Genomic DNA, 18,864 nt, shown 5'->3' with positions numbered 1-18,864 from the left:
ATGCGTACCGAATCGGTCCTCATACCCGCTTCGCGGCCACGTTCATCGACAGAACCGCGTTATTCGCTGTTGCTGTCCACGGATCCCGCTGACATCGAATCGGCCCAGCGGCTGCGCTACGACGTATTCAGCCGCGAACCGGGCTTTGCGCTGACCGGCGACGGCCTCGACGCCGATCGCTTCGACGAGCACTGCGACCACCTGCTGGTGCGCGACGAGAACTCCGGCCAACTGGTGGGCTGCTATCGCATGCTGACGCCGATCGGCGCCGTGGCAGCCGGAGGCTTGTACACCGCAACAGAATTCGACATTCGGTCGCTGGATTCGTTGCGGCCTTCACTGGTGGAGATGGGCCGGGCGGTAGTGCACAACGAGCACCGCAACGGCGCCGTCGTGCTGCTGATGTGGGCCGGCATCCTGGCCTACCTCGACCACTGCGACTACGACTACGTCACCGGTTGCGTGTCGGTGCCGGTGGTGGTGGACGGCGGACCGCCTGGCACACAAATTCGCGGCGTGCGCGACTTCGTGTCGCGACGCCACGCCGCGCCGGCCGACTACCGGGTGGTGCCGCGGCGGCCGGTGATCGTCGACGGACGCACGCTCGACGAAATCGCCCCGCCCGCACGGCCCGTCATACCGCCGCTGATGCGGGGTTACCTGCGGCTGGGTGCGCGAATCTGTGGTGAGCCGGCCCACGACCCGGACTTCGGCGTCGGAGATTTCCCCGCGCTGCTGGACAAACGCCAGGCCGATACCCGCTATCTGCGGCGGCTCCGTTCGATGACGGCGGCCACCGAAGCCGCGGGCCGGTTGGCCTGATGAGCGCTCCCGCCCCGCGCGACCACGCCTGGCTGCCACGGGCGACCTGCAACACCGACTGCATCCAGGCCGGCGGCTACCGGGCCACCCGCCGACTCTTCGTGACGCTGCGGGTCGCCCGGCGACTGACCTTGCTGTTACTGCTCGCACCGGCCCTGCCGCTGCTGGCGGTAGTGCTGCCGGGCTGGTCGAAGTCGCGGCAGATCTATTGCCGCCTCCTGCTGTGGTGCCTCGGTGTCAAGATCGCCGTGTCCGGCGGGCCGATCCGCAATCTGCCCGGTGTGCTGGTGGTCAGCGACCACATGTCGTGGCTGGACATCCTGACGATCGGCGCGGCGCTGCCGTCCAGCCGGTGGAAGGCATCCCCGTTGTCGTTCGTGGCCCGCGCCGACGTGGCCGCCACCTCGGCGGTGCGGATGATGGCCCGCATCGTGAAGGTCATCCCGATCGAGCGGGCGAAATTGCGTCAGCTACCCGAGGTGGTGGCCAGCGTCGCGGCCCGGTTGTATGCCGGCCACACAGTGGTGGCGTTCCCGGAAGGCACCACGTGGTGTGGCAGGTCCGGCGAAGCGAGCCACAGCGCGTCCGGAGGGTCGCACCAGGGGTCGGGAAGGTACTACCCGGCGATGTTCCAGGCCGCCGTCGACACCGGCCGCCCGGTCCAGCCGCTGCGGCTGCGCTACACGCATCGTGACGGCAGCGTGTCGACGGTGCCGGCCTACATCGGCGCCGACACGCTGCTCGCCTCGATCGGCCGGCTGATGGTCGCCCGCCGCACGGTGGCGAAGATCTATGTCGAATCGTTGCAGCTACCCGGCAATGATCGCCGAGAGCTGGCCCGTCGCTGCCAAGCGGCCGTTCGGGTCAGCGCCGCGCCGCCCCCGGATCACGACCGACGGGCATCGGTGCTGGCTTCCTGAGGAGCACCTCGTCCGGGTGAATTGCCCCGCCCCGCCGTCGCTGGGCGCGGGCGTACCGATCGGCACGTCCCCTCCGGCCCATTGCGGCCTGCATCGTCTCGCGGTGGCGTCGCTATCCTGGGCAGGTCATGGTCTACCTCGATCACGCTGCCACCTCGCCGATGCACCCTGCCGCCGTCGAGGCGATGACGGCCGTGCTGAGCACCGTCGGCAACGCCTCGTCGCTGCACGCCACCGGTCGGCTCGCGCGTCGGCGGATGGAGGAGGCCCGCGAGCTGATCGCGGCCAAGCTCGGTGCCCGGCCATCCGAGGTGATTTTCACCGCCGGCGGTACCGAGAGCGACAACCTGGCCGTCAAGGGCATCTACTGGTCGCGCCGCGACGCCGAACCGCGACACCGTCGGATCATCACCACCGAGATCGAGCACCACGCCGTGCTGGACGCGGTGATCTGGCTCGCCGAGCACGAGGGCGCCGACGTGACGTGGCTGCCGACGGGTGCCGACGGATCGGTGTCCGCCGCATCGCTGCGCGACGCGCTGGAGCAGCACGACGACGTCGCGCTGGTCACGGTGATGTGGGCGAACAACGAGGTCGGCACGATCATGCCGATCGACGAACTGGCGGCCGTGGCAGCTGAATTCGACGTCCCCATGCACAGCGATGCGGTACAGGCGGTGGGCCAGCTCCCGGTCGACTTCGGGGCCAGCCAGTTGTCGGCGATGAGCGTGGCAGCGCACAAGTTCGGCGGTCCGGTCGGCGCGGGTGCGCTATTGCTGCGCCGTGACGTCAGCACCACGCCGATGTCGCATGGTGGCGGCCAGGAGCGTGACATCCGTTCCGGCACACCCGATGTCGCCTCGGCAGTCGGGATGGCCGCCGCGATCGAGCTCGCCGTCGACGGCCTGGAGGCCAACAGCGCGCGGCTTCGACTGTTGCGCGACCGCCTGATCGACGGCGTGCTGGCCGCGGTGGAGGACACCCGCCTCAACGGAGCTACCGGCACCCGGCGCCTGCCCGGCAACGCGCACTTCACCTTCGCCGGCTGCGAGGGTGATGCCCTGCTGATGCTGTTGGACGCCAACGGAATCGAGTGTTCGACCGGATCGGCGTGCACGGCCGGCGTTGCGCAGCCGTCGCATGTGTTGATCGCGATGGGCGCCGACGCCGCCAGCGCCCGGGGATCACTTCGACTGTCCCTGGGGCACACCAGCGTCGAGTCCGATGTCGACGCGGCGCTGCAGGTGATACCCGGTGCGGTGGCCCGTGCCCGGCAGGCGGCGCTTGCCACCGCGGGGGTGTCCCGATGAGGGTGCTCGCGGCGATGAGCGGAGGCGTCGACTCCTCGGTCGCCGCGGCCCGGATGGTCGATGCCGGCCACGACGTGGTCGGAGTACATCTGGCCCTGTCGCACGCACCCGGCACGCTGCGCACCGGCTCGCGTGGATGCTGTTCCAAAGAGGACGCCGGTGACGCTCGCCGCGTCGCCGACGTACTCGGGATCCCGTTCTACGTCTGGGATTTCGCCGACAAGTTCAAAGAAGACGTGATCGATGACTTCGTGTCGTCGTATGCCCGCGGCGAGACTCCGAACCCGTGCGTGCGATGCAACGAGCGAATCAAGTTCTCCGCGTTGGCCGCTCGTGCGCTGGCGCTGGGGTTCGACGCGGTCGCGACCGGTCATTACGCGCGGCTCTCGGATGGGCGGCTGCGCCGCGCCGTGGACGCCGACAAGGACCAGTCCTATGTGCTCGCGGTGCTGACCGCCGGGCAACTGCGTCACGCGGCATTCCCGATCGGCGACACCGCCAAGTCGGAGATTCGCGCCGAGGCGGCCAGGCGCGGTCTATCGGTCGCCGAAAAGCCGGACAGTCACGACATCTGCTTCATCCCGTCGGGCGACACCCGGGCGTTTCTGGGCGCGCACATCGGCGTGCGCCGCGGCTCGGTGGTCGACCAGGGCGGTGCGGTGCTGGCCACCCACGACGGCGTGCACGGTTTCACCATCGGCCAGCGCAAGGGTCTGGGCATCGCCGGCCCCGGGCCGGACGGTCAGCCGCGCTACGTCACTGCGATCGATGCGCAGAGCGGCACCGTGCAGGTCGGATCGGCGGCTGATCTGGAGATCTGGCAGCTGACCGGCCACCGACCGGTGTTCACGGCAGGCTCCGCACCCACGGGGCCGCTCGACTGCGCCGTGCAGGTACGAGCACACGGCGACGCGGTCGACGCGCAGGCGCAGCTGGTCGGCGAGGAGTTGCGGGTTCGGTTGCGCAGCCCACTGCGGGGAGTGGCGCCCGGTCAGACCCTGGTGCTGTACCGCCGTGACGCGGATGGTGACGAGGTGCTGGGCAGCGCGACCATCGCCTCGGCGTCCTGACGCGCCGTCTGCCCACCTCCCGAGCGTGCAATCACGGCTGGAATTTGGCGGATTTTCCGCCGCCAATACACGTTCGACGGACAGGTTTGCCCGCTAGCCCGGCACCTTGGCGGCGATGTTCGACATCACGATCGTCGAGACCGAGTCCGCGTATCCGCAATAGGTGACTTCGACCAGCACCGCCGATTTGAGCAGATAATCCCGCCCGCAGTCGCCGGGCCGGGTCTGCAGCGACCGCTCGTCGGCGCTCCAGGTGCCCACCAGGCCGTAACCGGCCGAGGTGGCCGCGCACCCGCGGACCGTCGTCACCAACACCCCGAACGCGCGCCGAGCGGTGTCCCCGTCGCGGTACGCCGCGGCGCCCTCGGAGATCAGACCGCCATGCGGGGGATCCTGGAAGGTGGTTTTGTGAAACGTCTCGATGTCGGGCCCGAAGGTCGCGGTGTCGGCGTAGACGAAACGGCACTCCGGCGGCGCGGTCCGGGCAAGCGTGTCGATGTCGACGGGCGACGGGGTGTCCATCGACGGGATGATCGTCAGGTGCTCGTCGCCACCGGTGATCGCCTGCATCCTGGACTGATCGAGCAGTACCTGTCCGACGTCAAAACTCCCTGGGGCGACACCTGATTCGGCGGCGGGGCTGCCGCTGACCAGGCGAGTACACGCCGTGGCCAGCAGCGCCGCGGCGTACAGCGTCAGCCGTCGCGTGGTCATCCTGACCAGAGCGTAAACCCAGCGATCGAATACGGTTCTCGGGTGAGCGTTTTCGCAACCGGCACCGGCATCGGCTCGTGGCCCGGCACGGCCGCGCGGCCCGCCGCTGAGGTCGTCGTCGGCGAACTGGGCGCTGCGATGGCCCATCTCGTCGAGTTGCCCGCGAGGGGAGTGGGTGCCGACATCATCGGCCGGGCGGGCGCACTACTCGTCGACATCGCCTTGGACACCGTCCCGCGGGGTTACCGGGTGGCGGCCCGGCCCGGCGCGGTGACGCGACGTTCGGTCAGCCTGCTCGCCGAAGACGTCGACGCGCTGGAAGAGGCGTGGGAGGTCGCGGGGCTGCGAGGCAGCGGGCGACCGGTCAAGGTCCAAGCGCCCGGGCCGATCACGCTGGCCGCCGAGCTGGAACTGTCCAACGGACACCGGGCGATCACCGACCTGGGTGCGCTCAACGACATCGCCGCATCGCTGGCCGAGGGTGTCGCCGTGCACCGGGCCGCGGTCGCTCGTCGGCTCGACACCCCGGTGGTCGTGCAGTTCGACGAGCCGTCGCTGTCAGCCGCCATCCTGGGTCGGCTGACCGGCGTGACGTCGTTGAGCCCGGTCGCGGCGATCGAGGAGACACTGGCCACCACCACCCTCAATACCTGCGCGATCGCCGCGGGCGCCGAGGTGTCGGTGCACAGCTGTGCGGCGTCCATCCCGTGGAAAGTGTTGCAGGACAGCAGTATCGCCGCGGTGTCGATCGATGCCGGCACATTGCGGGCGGACGACCTGGACGCGGTCGCGGAGTTCGTCGAGTCGGGTCGGGTCGTGCTGTTGGGAGTGTTGGCGTCCAGCGCGCCGCCCCGCCGACCCGAGATGGAAGAAGTCGCCGCCGGCGTGGTGGCCATCACCGACCGGCTCGGCTTCGGCCGCTCGGTGCTGCGCGACCGCATCGGCGTCACACCGACGTGCGGGCTGGCCGCCGCCACTCCGGAGTGGGCCCGCACCGCCGTCGGGCTGGCCCGCCGCGTCGCGGAGGCATTCGCCGACGACCCCGAAGCGATCTGAGCCGGCGGCTAGCGTTGCACGATGGCCTCACCCGACGTGCAAGAGATGCTCGACGAATATGCGCTGCGCAAGCTGGTGCACACCTACTGTCGCGCGGTCGACCGCGGCGACTTCGACGTTCTCCGCGGCCTCTATCACCACGACGCCCAGGACAGCCACGGATCCTTCTCGTCGGGTTCGGTCGAGACGTTTCTGCGCACGCTCGCCGAAGCCCGCCCCTACATCCGGTCGATGCAGCACCACATCACCACTACCAACTTCGCCATCGACGGCGACGCCGCGGAGGGCGAGGTCTACAGCATCGCGACGCACTCCTTCGCCGCCGCTGATCGCGACGTCGAGGTCATCGTCGGCGGGCGCTACCTCGACAAGTACGAAAAATGCGACGGGACATGGAAATTCACGACGCGTTGCATCGTCACCGATTGGGCGCATGTCAACGATCCGTCGCGCATCGACCTGAGTCATCCGATCACGCGGGACACCCCGCAGGGCCGTCCTGGATCGGACGATCCCTCGTGCGACTTCTTCTCGTTGCTGGCGGCGTCAGGTCGGGGCTGACGACCCGACCCCACTCCGAGAACTCCTATACGCTGGCAGTCTCTGGGGGAGAGGACTCATCAATGAATGGCAGAACCGGACGTCAGCGCGTGCTCGTGGCCACGTGGCTCGCGGTGATCGGCGTGGCGGCCGCTGCGTTTCTCGTGCGAAGCCCGGCGATCCCGTCGGCGAGCGGTACGCCGCCGAGTGCGCTGCCGTCGCCGACGGTAGACGAACCGGCGAGCGGAGGGTCGAAGTCGGAGACCGCGGTCCTCGCCGGTGGCTGCTTCTGGGGTGTGCAGGGCGTTTTCCAGCACGTCAAAGGGGTGTCCTCGGCGCAATCCGGTTACGCCGGAGGAGACGCGTCGACAGCCAATTACGAGACGGTGGGAACCGAGACCACCGGGCATGCCGAGTCGGTCCGCATCACCTACGACCCAACTCAGATCACCTACGGGCAGCTGCTGCGGGTGTTTTTCGGCGTCGTTCAGGATCCGACGGAACTCAACTTCCAGGGTCCCGACGTAGGCCCGTCCTACCGTTCGGTGATCTTCGCTCAGAACGACAGCCAGCAGAAGATCGCCAACGCGTACATCGCGCAGCTGAACCAGGCGGGCGCATTCCCGGCGCCCATCGTCACCACCGTGACGCCGGGGGCGACTTTCTACCCCGCTGAGGGGTACCACCAGGACTACCTCAGGCTGCACCCGAACAACGCCTACATCGTCGCCAACGACCTGCCCAAGCTCGGCGCGCTGAAGGCGGACTTCCCGGAGTTGTACCGCGACTAGCCGTTCCTGGGGTGTCGGGCGCCTCCGATAGCCTGCCAAGGTGAGTTCACCCGAGGCTGATCCGGCTCAGGCCGATCCCGTTGGGCCCGAGGTACGTCGTACCTGGAGCGAACTGGCCGACGAGGTGCGGCAACACCAGTTCCGCTACTACGTGCGGGACGCTCCGATCATCTCCGACGCCGACTTCGACACGTTGCTGCGCCGGCTTGCCGCGCTCGAAGACGAGCACCCCGAGCTACGCACGCCGGACTCCCCGACCCAACTCGTCGGTGGCGCCGGCTTCGCCACCGACTTCACCTCCGCCGATCATCTCGAGCGGATGCTGTCGCTGGACAACGTCTTCAGCGCTGAGGAATTCGACCTCTGGTCCGGCCGCGTCACCGGCGAAGTCGGCGCGGACGTGCCGTATCTGTGCGAGCTCAAGATCGACGGCGTCGCGCTGGCACTGGTCTACCGCAAGGGCCGGCTGGTCCGGGCCGCGACCCGCGGTGACGGGCGCACCGGCGAAGATGTCACGCTCAACGCGCGCACGATCGACGACGTCCCCGAGCGGCTGACGGCCAGCGACGACCACCCGGTGCCCGACGTGCTCGAAGTGCGCGGTGAGGTGTTCTTCCGGCTGGCCGATTTCGAAGCCCTCAACGCCGCACTGGTCGAGGACGGCAAGACCCCGTTCGCCAACCCGCGTAACAGCGCGGCAGGCTCGCTGCGGCAAAAGGATCCGGCCGTGACGTCCCGTCGCAAACTAAGGATGATCTGCCACGGACTCGGGCACGTCGAGGGCTACCGACCGGACACCCTGCACGACGCGTACCTGGCGTTGGCCGCGTGGGGGTTGCCGGTGTCCGATCACACCAGCCGGGTCGAGAACGCCGCCGGAGCCCTGGAACGCATCGCATACTGGGGTGAGCACCGCCACGACGTCGATCACGAAATCGACGGCGTGGTCGTCAAAGTCGACGATGTGACACTGCAACGCAGGCTCGGTTCCACCTCACGCGCGCCACGGTGGGCGATCGCCTACAAGTACCCGCCCCAAGAAGTCCAGACCGAACTGCTCGACATCCGAGTAAATGTCGGCCGCACCGGGCGCGTCACGCCATTCGCGTTCATGACGCCCGTGACGGTCTCCGGATCGACGGTCGGCCTGGCCACCCTGCACAACGCCGCCGAGGTGAAGCGCAAGGGCGTGCTGATCGGCGACACCGTGGTGATCCGCAAAGCCGGCGATGTGATCCCCGAAGTGCTCGGCCCCGTCGTCGACCTGCGCGACGGCTCGGAGCGCGAATTCGTCATGCCCACAACATGTCCCGAGTGCGGCACCACGCTGGCTCCGGCGAAGGAAGGCGACGCCGACATTCGCTGCCCGAATTCGCGGTCGTGTCCGGCGCAGCTGCGGGAGCGGGTCTTCCACGTCGCCGGCCGCGGCGCGTTCGACATCGAGGGCCTGGGTTACGAGGCGGCGACGGCGCTGCTCAAGGCCGAGGTGATTCAGGACGAGGGGGATCTGTTCGGCCTCAGCGAAGACGAATTGTTGCGCACCGAATTGTTCACCACCAAGGCCGGCACGTTGTCGGCCAACGGCAAACGCCTGCTGGCCAACCTGGACACGGCGAAGAAGCAACCTCTATGGCGGGTACTGGTGGCCTTGTCTATTCGCCACGTCGGGCCCACGGCGGCACGAGCGCTGGCCACCGAGTTCGGCAACCTCGATGCGATCACCTCGGCGTCGACGGAGCAGCTCGCCGCGGTCGAAGGTGTCGGCCCCACGATCGCCGACGCCGTCACCGAGTGGTTCACCGTCGACTGGCACTGCCAGATCGTCGACAAATGGCGCGCCGCCGGGGTACGGATGGCCGACGAGCGCGACGCCGGCGTGCCGCGCACCCTGGAAGGGTTGACGATCGTCGTCACCGGGTCGCTGCCCGGTTACTCTCGCGACGACGCCAAGGAGGCGATCCTGACGCGCGGCGGCAAGGCGGCCGGCTCGGTGTCGAAGAAAACCGACTACGTGGTCGCGGGTGACTCACCCGGATCGAAATTCGACAAAGCGGTCGAGCTCGGAGTGCCCATCCTCGACGAGGACGGGTTCCGGAAGCTGTTGACCGACGGGCCTTCTGAACCGCAGGAGTGAGCGCCCACGGCGTTCAGTCGCAGGACGAGCGCATCCGGATCACGGTGCGCAGGCCGGGTCGTGATGACGCGATGTAGCCGCCGGAACCCTGCCCGGTTGCCCTGAAGGTCGGCATCATCGGAACGGCCGGTGTAGCACTGATCGGCGCCATGCTCCACGCTCCGGAAGCCGGTGCCGCTGAACCGGTCACCGACGCCGCGGCCTGCCAGCTTCTGGGAGTCGACAGTGCCCCGACCGTGGAAGCTTTGCCGACGTGCGCGGTCATGGCAACGCTACCAACGGTTCCCGTCACCGCGGCCATGCCGGGAGCGGAGATCGGCGTGGCCGAGACGATCGGCTTGGCGAAGGCCAGGGCGCTCATTCGCGCATGACCGCTGGCGGATTTCATGGTGATGCGCGCCGGAGATGCCAACCGCTGCAAGGCATGCACGATCGTCGGCGCCGTCCGATGGGTAGTCCCAGCGGTGACCGCCTCGTCGGCTATCCCCGGCGGGGGGGAGGAAGGGCGTCACATTGGAGGCCTTCGCGGATGCGTCCGCATACGTGTACATCGCGGTGCTGTCCTGGGCCCACATTTCGCGGTACTGCGCTTCGTTGGCGGCGATCGCGTGGGTGTCCAGCCCCAGCGCATTGACGGTGGCCAGGGCCGCCAGTTGCGCGCGATTGGCGGCGACCATCGCGGGAGGCACGGTCATCAGGCGGGCGGCCTCATAGGCCGCGACCGCGGCACGGGCGTGGTGTGCGGTGCGCGCGGCGAGCGCCGCCGTGTCTTCCAGCCAGGCAAGGTACGGGCTGGTCGCGGCCATCATGGTCGCTGAAGCCGGCCCCAGCCAGGATTGGTCGGTCAGCTGGGTGGCAGTCGCGTGGTGTGAGCCTGCTGCCTCGTAGAGTTCCGCGGCGAGCCGGTCCCACGTCGCCGCCGCGGTCAGCAACGACTCGGGGCCCGGGCCGGCGTACATCCGCGCGGAATTGATCTCCGGCGGTATGGATCCGAAATCGGCGATCAGGACGCTCTCGGAATGACTTGCGGCGCAATGCGTCGCCGCAGTGAAGCCGACGGGTGTTGGCTGTGGGGTGATCGTCAACGTAGCCATGGATACTCCTGGGAAAGGTCTGCGGTGAGAAAGTTTCGAAGGATCAGCGCGAGACCTCACTGCTGCGCAGCATCGACTGCGGGCGAGGTCACGTGAAGGGTGTGGAGTGCCGCGCCTCAGCGTCGCCGTGCGCGGACAGTGCCAGGAGTGTTCAGCGCTGCGATATACAGAGCTGCGTCAACAGCTTTCGGCCCGTTGCCGACACATCGGTATCAGCGTCATGAGTGATGCTGCGTTGATTCCCGAGCGTCGGCCACGACGGCGTGTGATGCCACCAGCGTGACGGCGTCAAGGAGCGCATCCGGTGAGGCAGCGTGCGGTGATGCTGGGCGAGAGCATCGAACGTCTTGTGAACGCTCGGTAGCAAATCCGCGGCCGACTCCGTCTTCTCGGGGCTGTTGGCACTCGTCGTCAGCACGGCTTCGGCGGCTTTGGCCGCGATCGTTAGATCGAATCGCGCTATGCCACAGCCTATTCCACTGACGAGAACACAGATCGCGACTGCCAGACAGGCGATTAGGCCCGAGCGGGGCGTCTTCGGCTTCTGGCTGAAAGTCACAGTGGCGCAACTTTAACAGCGAATCCGGCGGCCATATGGGGTTGCATAGCAACCTCATATCAGTGCGCTACGGCAGCAGCGGCAGGCGCCACAGCGGGGTGTGAGGATCCAACAGCCACAGCCGAATCGCGGTGAACCGGAACAACCGCAGGGTGCCTGTGATCAGCACCGCAGCCAGTGGCAGGTCGCCCAGCGCCGCGGTCAGCTCGGCAACTCGAAAGTCGTTGGCGCCGGCCGTCATCAGATCGAACCACGCGTCACAGATGAGCAAAGTGCCGGTGGCAAATGCGGTCAGCAACATCACCTGCCGTCGCAGCATTCCGAATATGACGGTCGCAGCCATCAGTCCCAGCAACAACAGGTCGAAGCCAACCCAGGTCGCGGTCCAGTCGTGCACCAAGTAGTCGTCGGGCAGTGCGAAGGCCAAGTAGACGATCCATGGAATCAGCACGAACGTCCCACCGGTCATGACCCCCAACCAGCCCCACCGGATCCGGCGTGCCTCGGTCAGCGGCAGCAGGTCGGACAGCGGTCGCTCGAGGCGCTGGATCAGCTGACGTCGTTCGGTGGGTGACAGCGCGGCGATCTGGGCGTCGGATAGCGGGCTCACCGGCGGTGAGTACCCCGTTTGCCGGGGCGCTCAGTGCAGCAGCGTCCCCACGATCCCGGCCAGGTAGCCCAATCGGGCCACCTCGGACGGCCGAAATGCCGGGCCACCCGGCCGGCCCAGTACCACCGCGGTGTCGGCCGAGCCCAGCGGAGCGGCGATCAGGGTGGTGTCCATCTCACGCCAGACCTGGGGGAACCAGTCTTCGGTGGTGTCGAGCGCGGTGGCGTGCTCGATCGGTATCCACGGCACGTCGGTCAGCTGGGTCTCCGGCGCACCGGGGCTGCCGGCCAGGCGCGTGGTGGTCCCGTCAGCCTTCCGCAGCACCGAGCACCAGCTCACCCGCAGGACCTGAGGTGCTTCGTTGACCAGCACGTTCAGCTTGGCGCCGGTGTTACCCGCCGCGGCCACGTGGTCGATCAACGCCAGCTCGCGGTGCGCGTCCAGCAACCCGGTGTGCGGTCGCAGGCTGTCCACCCGCACGCCCTGCAGCGCCTCGGCCGCCGTGATCAGGGTGTCCGGCATGCCGCGCGGTGGCAGCTCGACCACCAGGTCGTCGATGGCGTAATCGGGTCCGCGCTCGACGACATCCAGCGAAAGGATGTCGGCGCCCACTGATCCGAGGGCCACGGCCAGCGAGCCGAGGCTTCCTGGTCGGTCGGCCAGCTGAACGCGCAGCAGATACGTCGACACGCGGACACTGTGTCACAGCCGCGAGCGCTAGGCATGTCGGCGGGCAGCCGTCCGCCCGGCTCCTCAGCGGCCCGGCGCGGGCCGCATCGTCACCGGGCTAGGTCCGATTGCCCGGCTCCTCAGCGGCCCGGCGCGGGCCGCATCGTCACCGGGCTAGGTCCGAGTGCCCGGCTCCTCAGCGGCCCGGCGCGGGCCGCATCGTCACCGGGCTAGGCTTTCCAGTCGTGTCCCAGATCTCCCGCGACGAGGTCGCTCATCTGGCCAAGCTGGCCAGGTTGGCGTTGACCGACGACGAGTTGGACAGCTATGCCGGCCAGCTCGACGCCATCCTGACCCACGTCGGTCAGATCCAGGCCGTGGACGTCACCGGCGTCGAGGCGACCGACAACCCGCTCAAAGCCGTCAACGTCACCCGCCCGGACCAGACCGCGCCCTGCCTGACGCAGCAACAGGCGCTCGCCGAAGCACCGGAAGCCATCGACGGCCGCTTCGCGATCCCGCAGATTCTGGGTGAGGCGGAATGACGGAGATCATCCGGCAGGACGCCGCGACGCTGGCCGCGAGCATCGCCGCCAAGGAACTGTCGTCCACAGAGGTCACTCAGGCGTTTCTGGACCAAATCGAAGCGACCGATCAGCGCTACAGCGCATTCCTGCACGTCGCGGCCGATGCGGCGTTGTCGGCCGCCGCGGCGATCGACCAGTCCCTGGCCGCCGGCGAACGACCGGCGTCGGCGCTGGCCGGCGTACCGCTGGCCCTCAAAGACGTCTTCACCAGCACTGACATGCCCACTACCTGCGGGTCGAAAATCCTCGAGGGATGGCGTTCGCCCTACGACGCGACCGTCACGGCCCGGCTGCGTGCGGCCGGCATCCCGATCCTGGGCAAGACGAACATGGACGAGTTCGCGATGGGCTCCTCGACGGAGAACTCGGCCTACGGCCCCACCCGCAACCCGTGGAACACCGACCGGGTGCCGGGCGGATCAGGCGGCGGTAGCGCCGCGGCGCTCGCAGCGTTTCAGGCGCCCCTGGCGATCGGCACCGACACCGGTGGATCGATCCGCCAGCCGGCCGCGCTCACCGCGACCGTCGGGGTCAAACCCACCTACGGCACGGTGTCGCGCTACGGACTGGTGGCCTGCGCGTCGTCGCTGGACCAGGGCGGGCCGTGCGCCCGTACGGTCCTGGACACGGCCCTGCTGCATCAGGTGATCGCCGGACACGACCCGCGCGATTCGACGTCCATCCAGGCCGATGTTCCTGATGTCGTCGGCGCCGCAAGGCTCGGCGCCGCAGGCGATCTCACCGGCGTCCGGGTCGGCGTGGTCAAGCAGTTGCGCGGCGAGGGCTATCAACCGGGTGTGCTGGCGTCGTTCACCGAGGCCGTCGAGCAGTTGACCGCGCTCGGTGCCGACGTCACCGAAGTCGACTGTCCTCACTTCGACCACTCGCTGGCTGCCTACTACCTGATCCTGCCGTCGGAGGTGTCGAGCAACCTGGCTCGATTCGACGCGATGCGTTACGGGCTGCGCGTCGGCGACGACGGCAATCACAGTGCCGAGGAAGTGATGGCCTTGACGCGGGCTGCCGGATTCGGACCAGAAGTCAAGCGGCGCATCATGATTGGTACATATGCGTTGTCCGCGGGCTATTACGACGCCTACTACAACCAGGCGCAGAAGGTCCGCACGCTGATCGCCCGCGACCTGGACACCGCCTACCAATCGGTGGACGTACTGGTGTCGCCCACCACGCCCACCACGGCGTTCCCACTGGGGGAGAAGGTCGACGATCCGTTGGCGATGTACTTGTTCGACCTGTGCACGCTGCCGCTGAACCTGGCCGGCCACTGCGGAATGTCGGTGCCGTCGGGGTTGTCCGGCGACGACAACCTGCCGGTAGGGCTGCAGATCATGGCGCCGGCGCTGGCCGACGACCGGATTTACCGAGTGGGTGCCGCCTACGAGGCCGCCCGCGGAGCGCTGCCCTCGGCGATCTAGGACGGCCGAACAGGACTGTCCGGCTGCTCGTCGGAGCGCTTCGCTGCGAGTCGTCGCACGGGCGGATCCGCTGCTGCGGCGACTCTGACCGTGCAAGATGAACGCATGCGGATCGGAATTCTCACCGGTGGCGGCGACTGTCCTGGGCTGAACGCCGTCATACGAGCGGTCGTGCGCACCTGCGATTCCCGATACGGGTCGTCGGTGGTCGGCTTTCAGGACGGCTGGCGCGGGTTGCTGGAGAACCGCCGGATCCAACTCGCCAACGACGATCGCAACGACCGGCTGCTCGCCAAAGGCGGCACGATGCTCGGCACCGCCCGGGTGAATCCGGAGAAGCTGCGGGCCGGCCTAGATCAGGTCAAGCAGACGTTGGACGACAACGGCATCGACGTCCTGATTCCGATCGGCGGCGAGGGCACGCTGACCGCTGCGCACTGGCTGTCCGAAGAGAATGTGCCCGTCGTGGGAGTGCCCAAGACCATCGACAACGACATCGACTGCACCGACGTGACTTTCGGCCACGACACCGCACTGATGGTGGCCACGGACGCCATCGACCGGCTGCACAGCACGGCCGAGTCGCATCAGCGGGTGATGCTGGTCGAGGTGATGGGTCGGCACGCCGGCTGGATCGCGCTCAACTCCGGCCTGGCCTCCGGCGCGCACATGACGCTGATTCCCGAGCAGCCCTTCGACATCGACGAGGTGTGCCGGCTGGTCAAGCGACGCTTTCAGCGGGGCGACTCGCATTTCATCTGCGTGGTCGCCGAGGGCGCGAAGCCGGCCGAAGGCTCGATGAAGCTGGCCCAGGGCGGCACGGACGAGTTCGGGCATGAACGGTTCACCGGTGTCGCCGCGCAGCTGGCCGTGGAGGTGGAGAAGCGGATCAACAAGGACGTCCGGGTGACCGTTCTCGGACACGTGCAGCGCGGCGGTACTCCGACCGCCTACGACCGGGTCCTGGCGACCCGATTCGGCGTCAACGCCGCCGACGCGGCGCATGCCGGGGAGTACGGACAGATGGTGTCGCTGCGGGGTCAAGACATCGGCCGGGTGCCGCTGGCCGACGCGGTGCGTCAACTCAAGCTCGTTCCACAGAGCCGCTACGACGATGCGGCAGCGTTCTTCGGGTGACGACGTCACGCCTGCGATCCGAGCAGAGCCAGTGACCGGCGAAGCCGACGATCACGCGGCCGAGGTCGAGCAGGCGTTGGCCGGCGCGCCGCAGCGCGTCGGGTGGTTCCGCTTCTACTTCGACGACCAACGCTGGGAATGGTCGGAGCAGGTGCAGCGGATGCACGGCTATCAGCCGGGCACGGTGACGCCGACGACCGAACTGGTGCTCGAGCACAAGCACCCGGATGACCGGAGCGAAGTCAAGCAGACCATCGACGACATGCTGCTCACCCGTCGCCCGTTCAGCACCCGGCACCGCATCATCGACACCGACGGCGTCGTACATCAGGTGGTCGTCGTCGGGGATCGGCTGACCGACGATGACGGCGAAACCATCGGCACACACGGCTACTACGTGGACCTCTCCGCCGCCACCGACCGGGTCCGTGAGGAGCTCATCACCGCACGGGTCGCCGAGATCACCGAGAACAGAGCGGTGATCGAGCAGGCCAAGGGAATGTTGATGCTGGTCTACGGCCTCGACGAGGATGCGGCTTTCGACCTGCTGAGGTGGCGATCTCAATCGAGCAACGTGAAGCTGCGAGATCTGGCGGAGATGGTCCTCAGCAACTTTCGCGACGTCCGCGACGACGCCATCAGCTCCCGTTCGGCATTCGACCATGCCCTGCTGACCAGCGGTGGGGGTTCGGACGGCGCTGACGCGGCCGACTCCGGGCGCAATTAGGATCGTTGCCATGACTTCCGTGGCGAGAATTCCCAGCGCATCCGGGGCCGAACTGCTCGACTACGACGACGTGCTCGCCCGCTACGAGCCGGTACTCGGCCTGGAGGTGCACGTCGAGCTGTCGACCGCCACCAAGATGTTCTGTCCGTGCGCCAACGAGTTCGGCGCCGTGCCCAACACCCAGGTCTGCCCGGTGTGTCTGGGTATGCCCGGCTCGCTGCCGGTACTCAACGAGGCCGCCGTCGAGTCGGCGATCCGAATCGGTCTAGCGCTCAACTGCGACATCGCGCCGTGGGGGCGGTTCGCCCGGAAGAACTACTTCTATCCGGATCAACCGAAGAACTACCAGATCTCGCAGTACGACGAGCCGATCGCGATCAACGGCTACCTCGACGTCCCGCTCGATGACGGCAGCACCTGGCGCATCGAGATCGAGCGTGCCCACATGGAAGAGGACACCGGCAAACTGACCCACCTGGGCAGCGACACCGGCCGCATCGCCGGAGCCACCACGTCGCTCGCCGACTTCAACCGGGCCGGCGTGCCGCTGATCGAGATCGTGACCAAACCGATCGAGGACACCGGCGAGCGGGCGCCGGAGATCGCCCGGGCCTACGTCACCGCATTGCGAGACCTGTTGCGCGCGTTGGATGTATCCGACGTGCGCATGGACCAGGGCTCGTTGCGCTGCGATTCCAACGTGTCGCTGAAGCCGATCGGCGCCACCGAGTTCGGCACCCGCAGCGAGACGAAGAACGTCAACTCGCTCAAGAGCGTCGAGGTCGCCGTCCGCTACGAGATGCGACGCCAAGCCGCGGTGCTGGAGTCCGGTGGCCGAGTCATCCAGGAGACCAGGCACTTTCACGAGGACGGTTTCACCAGTCCGGGCCGCACCAAGGAAACCGCAGAGGACTACCGCTACTTTCCCGAGCCCGACCTGGAGCCGGTCGCGCCCAGCAGTGATTTGGTCGAGCAGCTGCGCCAGACCATTCCGGAGCTTCCGTGGCTGCGCCGCAAGCGAATTCAGCAGGAGTGGGGCATCTCCGACGAGGTGATGCGCGATCTGGTCAACGCAGGCGCGGTGGCGCTGGTGATCGCGACCGTGGACCAGGGAGCTCCCAGCGAGTCGGCGCGGGCATGGTGGGGCAACTTCCTGGTGCAGAAGGCCAACGAATCCGGCGTGGAACTCGAAGAATTGCCGATCAGCCCTGCCCAAGTGGCCGCTGTCGTGGCATTGGTGGACGACGGGAAGCTGACCACCAAGATGGCCCGCCAGGTCGTCGAAGGTGTGCTGGCCGGTGAGGGGGAGCCCGAAGAGGTGATGACGGCTCGCGGTCTGGTCGTGGTGCGCGACGATTCGTCGATCCAGGCCGCGGTCGATGAAGCGTTGGCGGCCAATCCCGATGTCGCCGAAAAGATTCGCGGCGGCAAGGTGCAGGCGGCCGGCGCGATCGTCGGCGCCGTGATGAAAGCCACCAAGGGACAGGCCGACGCCGCGCGGGTGCGCGAACTGGTGCTAGCGGCGTGCAGCTAGTCGAACATCCCGGCTAGCTCGCCGAACAGCTGGGCGAGCGGCTGACCGACCCCGTCCCATCCGACGGCCTCCGCGATCGCCTGGTCCTGCATGAACAACGACGCGATCGGCCCGACCAGGGTGGACGGAACGTCCAGGGTGGCGCACGCGATGCTGCAGTTGCCAAATGTATCGACGATCCCGATGCCGTCGATCAGCGAACCTGCCGGACTCAAGAGACCACCGAGGTCGAGGTTGATCGCGCTGGCATCCAGGTCCGAAGGCGCGCTGATGCCGAACTGGGTCAGCAGCGTCTCGAGGTTGATCTCCCCGTAGCCGTTGAGGAAGGCGTTGGTCACGTTGGCCGGCATCTCGAGCAGTTCGTTGAACGCCGTCGGGTAATCGGGGGTCCCGCCGCTCAGTGCCGCGGAGATCGCGGTGATGTCGTCGTTGATCTGCAGCAGCGGACCGACGGTGGTGCCGAAGCTGCCCCAGAGAATTCCGCTCAGCGGCGAACCCGAGAATTCAAGGTACGGCTGGATTTCGGCGGCCTGGTCGTCGCCGACCAGCAGCGACAAGATGTCGATGTTCACGTTCGTGCACAGCGGGCAGACGCCGATCTGGAAGTTGAGGCCGTCGGTCAGGATGTTGATCAAGCCGTCCTTGCCCGGCAGCGGGATGTCGAGAAGATGACCGAGCAACGTGTCGATGCTGATGGTGCTCTGTGTGGGATCGAGCGAGGTGTAGATGTACGGCTCGGGGTCGGTGGGCACGAACGGGGTGGTCGCCGCCGTGTACGCGAGACCCAGGTCGGTGTCGAAGCTGCGGGTGCCCTCGAAGTAGGCCGGGATGTTGGCAGCGAACTGCTGCAGGTCGGCGAATGCCGCAGGCGAGAAATGGTCGTAGATGTCCGTCGCGTTGGTCAGCGCGGTTTGCAGCACCTGGTCCCAGGGCACGTCGCCGGCGGCGAGTTGCACCGCCCGGTTTTGCACGGGCAGATCGGCCACCGGGACCACCCTCGGCGCGACGAATGCCCCGGCGGCTACCAGGGTGAGCGCGAAGGCTGTGGTGGTCCGCTGGCGAGCCGTGCTGTTCATGTATTTCCTCCTTGGCCCCTGGGTGGGCAGCTAGATATTAGCTGAGCCCTGGCTGAGGATTACATAAACGTCGCAGTT

20 protein-coding genes are annotated in these 18,864 nt (G+C 67.7%); 13 read left to right on the top strand and 7 right to left on the bottom strand.

The window, feature by feature from the left end; all coding sequences use genetic code 11:
- The 4 genes from ACZYW1_RS03645 to mnmA all read left to right on the top strand — a co-directional run bounded on the left by ACZYW1_RS03645 (window position 1) and on the right by mnmA (window position 4,122).
- Window positions 1-822 carry a GNAT family N-acetyltransferase gene (locus ACZYW1_RS03645; protein WP_463783359.1) on the top strand — a complete coding sequence of 274 codons (822 nt, stop codon included), beginning with the start codon at window positions 1-3 and terminating at the stop codon, window positions 820-822.
- Window positions 822-1,742: a lysophospholipid acyltransferase family protein gene (locus ACZYW1_RS03640; RefSeq protein ID WP_463783357.1), complete on the top strand. Its 921-nt coding sequence runs from the start codon at window positions 822-824 to the stop codon at window positions 1,740-1,742. The genes ACZYW1_RS03645 and ACZYW1_RS03640 overlap by 1 nt, the downstream gene beginning before the upstream one ends.
- 128 nt (window positions 1,743-1,870) lie before the next feature.
- The gene (locus ACZYW1_RS03635) at window positions 1,871-3,052 is read left to right on the top strand and encodes a cysteine desulfurase family protein (RefSeq protein WP_463783355.1); all 1,182 of its coding nucleotides are present in this window, start codon (window positions 1,871-1,873) and stop codon (window positions 3,050-3,052) included.
- Window positions 3,049-4,122 carry a tRNA 2-thiouridine(34) synthase MnmA gene (mnmA, locus tag ACZYW1_RS03630; RefSeq protein ID WP_463783352.1) on the top strand — a complete coding sequence of 358 codons (1,074 nt, stop codon included), beginning with the start codon at window positions 3,049-3,051 and terminating at the stop codon, window positions 4,120-4,122. The genes ACZYW1_RS03635 and mnmA overlap by 4 nt, the downstream gene beginning before the upstream one ends.
- Before the next feature lie 93 nt (window positions 4,123-4,215).
- Here the strand turns inward: mnmA and ACZYW1_RS03625 are convergent, their stop codons facing one another.
- Entirely contained in the window at window positions 4,216-4,836 is a 621-nt protein-coding gene (locus tag ACZYW1_RS03625) for a sensor domain-containing protein (protein WP_463783351.1), read from the bottom strand.
- Between the two features lie 42 nt (window positions 4,837-4,878).
- On the opposite strand from ACZYW1_RS03625, the gene ACZYW1_RS03620 reads away from it, so the two are divergent.
- The 4 genes from ACZYW1_RS03620 to ligA all read left to right on the top strand — a co-directional run bounded on the left by ACZYW1_RS03620 (window position 4,879) and on the right by ligA (window position 9,357).
- Entirely contained in the window at window positions 4,879-5,892 is a 1,014-nt protein-coding gene (locus tag ACZYW1_RS03620) for a uroporphyrinogen decarboxylase/cobalamine-independent methonine synthase family protein (protein ID WP_463783349.1), read from the top strand.
- A 21-nt stretch (window positions 5,893-5,913) separates the two neighbouring features.
- The gene (locus tag ACZYW1_RS03615) at window positions 5,914-6,453 is read left to right on the top strand and encodes a nuclear transport factor 2 family protein (RefSeq protein ID WP_463783348.1); all 540 of its coding nucleotides are present in this window, start codon (window positions 5,914-5,916) and stop codon (window positions 6,451-6,453) included.
- 62 nt (window positions 6,454-6,515) lie between these two features.
- Window positions 6,516-7,223, top strand: coding sequence for a peptide-methionine (S)-S-oxide reductase MsrA (gene msrA, locus ACZYW1_RS03610; protein ID WP_463783346.1), 708 nt, complete (start codon window positions 6,516-6,518; stop codon window positions 7,221-7,223).
- 40 nt (window positions 7,224-7,263) lie between these two features.
- Window positions 7,264-9,357, top strand: a complete 2,094-nt coding sequence (gene ligA, locus ACZYW1_RS03605) for an NAD-dependent DNA ligase LigA (RefSeq protein WP_463783345.1) — start codon at window positions 7,264-7,266, stop codon at window positions 9,355-9,357.
- 13 nt (window positions 9,358-9,370) lie between these two features.
- On the opposite strand, the gene ACZYW1_RS03600 is transcribed toward ligA, so the two are convergent.
- The 5 genes from ACZYW1_RS03600 to ACZYW1_RS03580 all read right to left on the bottom strand — a co-directional run bounded on the left by ACZYW1_RS03600 (window position 9,371) and on the right by ACZYW1_RS03580 (window position 12,310).
- Window positions 9,371-9,622: a PE/PPE C-terminal domain-containing protein gene (locus ACZYW1_RS03600; protein WP_463783343.1), complete on the bottom strand. Its 252-nt coding sequence runs from the start codon at window positions 9,620-9,622 to the stop codon at window positions 9,371-9,373.
- 7 nt (window positions 9,623-9,629) lie between these two features.
- On the bottom strand, window positions 9,630-10,451 hold the full coding sequence (locus tag ACZYW1_RS03595; protein ID WP_463783341.1) for a PPE family protein: 822 nt from the start codon (window positions 10,449-10,451) through the stop codon (window positions 9,630-9,632).
- A 151-nt stretch (window positions 10,452-10,602) separates the two neighbouring features.
- Entirely contained in the window at window positions 10,603-11,010 is a 408-nt protein-coding gene (locus tag ACZYW1_RS03590) for a hypothetical protein (RefSeq protein ID WP_463783339.1), read from the bottom strand.
- A gap of 67 nt (window positions 11,011-11,077) precedes the next feature.
- Window positions 11,078-11,620 carry a hypothetical protein gene (locus ACZYW1_RS03585; protein WP_463783336.1) on the bottom strand — a complete coding sequence of 181 codons (543 nt, stop codon included), beginning with the start codon at window positions 11,618-11,620 and terminating at the stop codon, window positions 11,078-11,080.
- A 30-nt stretch (window positions 11,621-11,650) separates the two neighbouring features.
- On the bottom strand, window positions 11,651-12,310 hold the full coding sequence (locus ACZYW1_RS03580; protein ID WP_463783335.1) for an ACT domain-containing protein: 660 nt from the start codon (window positions 12,308-12,310) through the stop codon (window positions 11,651-11,653).
- A gap of 224 nt (window positions 12,311-12,534) precedes the next feature.
- On the opposite strand from ACZYW1_RS03580, the gene gatC reads away from it, so the two are divergent.
- The 5 genes from gatC (at window position 12,535) to gatB (ending at window position 17,710) form a co-directional block, all read left to right on the top strand.
- Window positions 12,535-12,834 (top strand): Asp-tRNA(Asn)/Glu-tRNA(Gln) amidotransferase subunit GatC, encoded by a 300-nt coding sequence (gene gatC, locus ACZYW1_RS03575; protein ID WP_463783331.1) that lies wholly within the window; start codon window positions 12,535-12,537, stop codon window positions 12,832-12,834.
- Entirely contained in the window at window positions 12,831-14,312 is a 1,482-nt protein-coding gene (gene gatA, locus ACZYW1_RS03570; protein ID WP_463783329.1) for an Asp-tRNA(Asn)/Glu-tRNA(Gln) amidotransferase subunit GatA, read from the top strand. The genes gatC and gatA overlap by 4 nt, the downstream gene beginning before the upstream one ends.
- A 105-nt stretch (window positions 14,313-14,417) precedes the next feature.
- A complete protein-coding gene (locus ACZYW1_RS03565) occupies window positions 14,418-15,449 on the top strand; it encodes an ATP-dependent 6-phosphofructokinase (RefSeq protein WP_463783328.1) in 1,032 nt (343 codons plus the stop codon).
- Between the two features lie 31 nt (window positions 15,450-15,480).
- Window positions 15,481-16,176 carry a PAS and ANTAR domain-containing protein gene (locus ACZYW1_RS03560; RefSeq protein WP_463783326.1) on the top strand — a complete coding sequence of 232 codons (696 nt, stop codon included), beginning with the start codon at window positions 15,481-15,483 and terminating at the stop codon, window positions 16,174-16,176.
- A 10-nt stretch (window positions 16,177-16,186) separates the two neighbouring features.
- A complete protein-coding gene (gene gatB / locus ACZYW1_RS03555) occupies window positions 16,187-17,710 on the top strand; it encodes an Asp-tRNA(Asn)/Glu-tRNA(Gln) amidotransferase subunit GatB (protein ID WP_463783325.1) in 1,524 nt (507 codons plus the stop codon).
- On the opposite strand, the gene ACZYW1_RS03550 is transcribed toward gatB, so the two are convergent.
- A complete protein-coding gene (locus ACZYW1_RS03550) occupies window positions 17,707-18,786 on the bottom strand; it encodes a hypothetical protein (RefSeq protein WP_463783323.1) in 1,080 nt (359 codons plus the stop codon). The two genes, gatB and ACZYW1_RS03550, sit on opposite strands and share 4 nt — an antisense overlap.
- Window positions 18,787-18,864 lie beyond the last annotated feature (78 nt).

The sequence above is a fragment of the Mycobacterium sp. IDUB_36 genome (assembly GCF_055419225.1).
The sequence above is the reverse complement of the archived record's forward strand: the minus strand, read 5'-3'. Positions and strand labels throughout refer to the sequence as shown.

What these genes read in the sequence shown, in the direction of transcription:
- msrA (WP_463783346.1), top strand. Translation starts at nt 6,516, where the DNA reads ATGAATGGCAGAACCGGACGTCAGCGCGTGCTCGTGGCCACGTGGCTC.
- ACZYW1_RS03565 (WP_463783328.1), top strand. Translation starts at nt 14,418, where the DNA reads ATGCGGATCGGAATTCTCACCGGTGGCGGCGACTGTCCTGGGCTGAAC.
- ACZYW1_RS03615 (WP_463783348.1), top strand. Translation starts at nt 5,914, where the DNA reads ATGGCCTCACCCGACGTGCAAGAGATGCTCGACGAATATGCGCTGCGC.
- ACZYW1_RS03550 (WP_463783323.1), bottom strand. Translation starts at nt 18,786, where the DNA reads ATGAACAGCACGGCTCGCCAGCGGACCACCACAGCCTTCGCGCTCACC.
- gatB (WP_463783325.1), top strand. Translation starts at nt 16,187, where the DNA reads ATGACTTCCGTGGCGAGAATTCCCAGCGCATCCGGGGCCGAACTGCTC.
- ACZYW1_RS03600 (WP_463783343.1), bottom strand. Translation starts at nt 9,622, where the DNA reads ATGACCGCGCACGTCGGCAAAGCTTCCACGGTCGGGGCACTGTCGACT.
- ACZYW1_RS03640 (WP_463783357.1), top strand. Translation starts at nt 822, where the DNA reads ATGAGCGCTCCCGCCCCGCGCGACCACGCCTGGCTGCCACGGGCGACC.
- ACZYW1_RS03645 (WP_463783359.1), top strand. Translation starts at nt 1, where the DNA reads ATGCGTACCGAATCGGTCCTCATACCCGCTTCGCGGCCACGTTCATCG.
- gatA (WP_463783329.1), top strand. Translation starts at nt 12,831, where the DNA reads ATGACGGAGATCATCCGGCAGGACGCCGCGACGCTGGCCGCGAGCATC.
- mnmA (WP_463783352.1), top strand. Translation starts at nt 3,049, where the DNA reads ATGAGGGTGCTCGCGGCGATGAGCGGAGGCGTCGACTCCTCGGTCGCC.
- ACZYW1_RS03595 (WP_463783341.1), bottom strand. Translation starts at nt 10,451, where the DNA reads ATGGCTACGTTGACGATCACCCCACAGCCAACACCCGTCGGCTTCACT.
- ACZYW1_RS03635 (WP_463783355.1), top strand. Translation starts at nt 1,871, where the DNA reads ATGGTCTACCTCGATCACGCTGCCACCTCGCCGATGCACCCTGCCGCC.
- ACZYW1_RS03625 (WP_463783351.1), bottom strand. Translation starts at nt 4,836, where the DNA reads ATGACCACGCGACGGCTGACGCTGTACGCCGCGGCGCTGCTGGCCACG.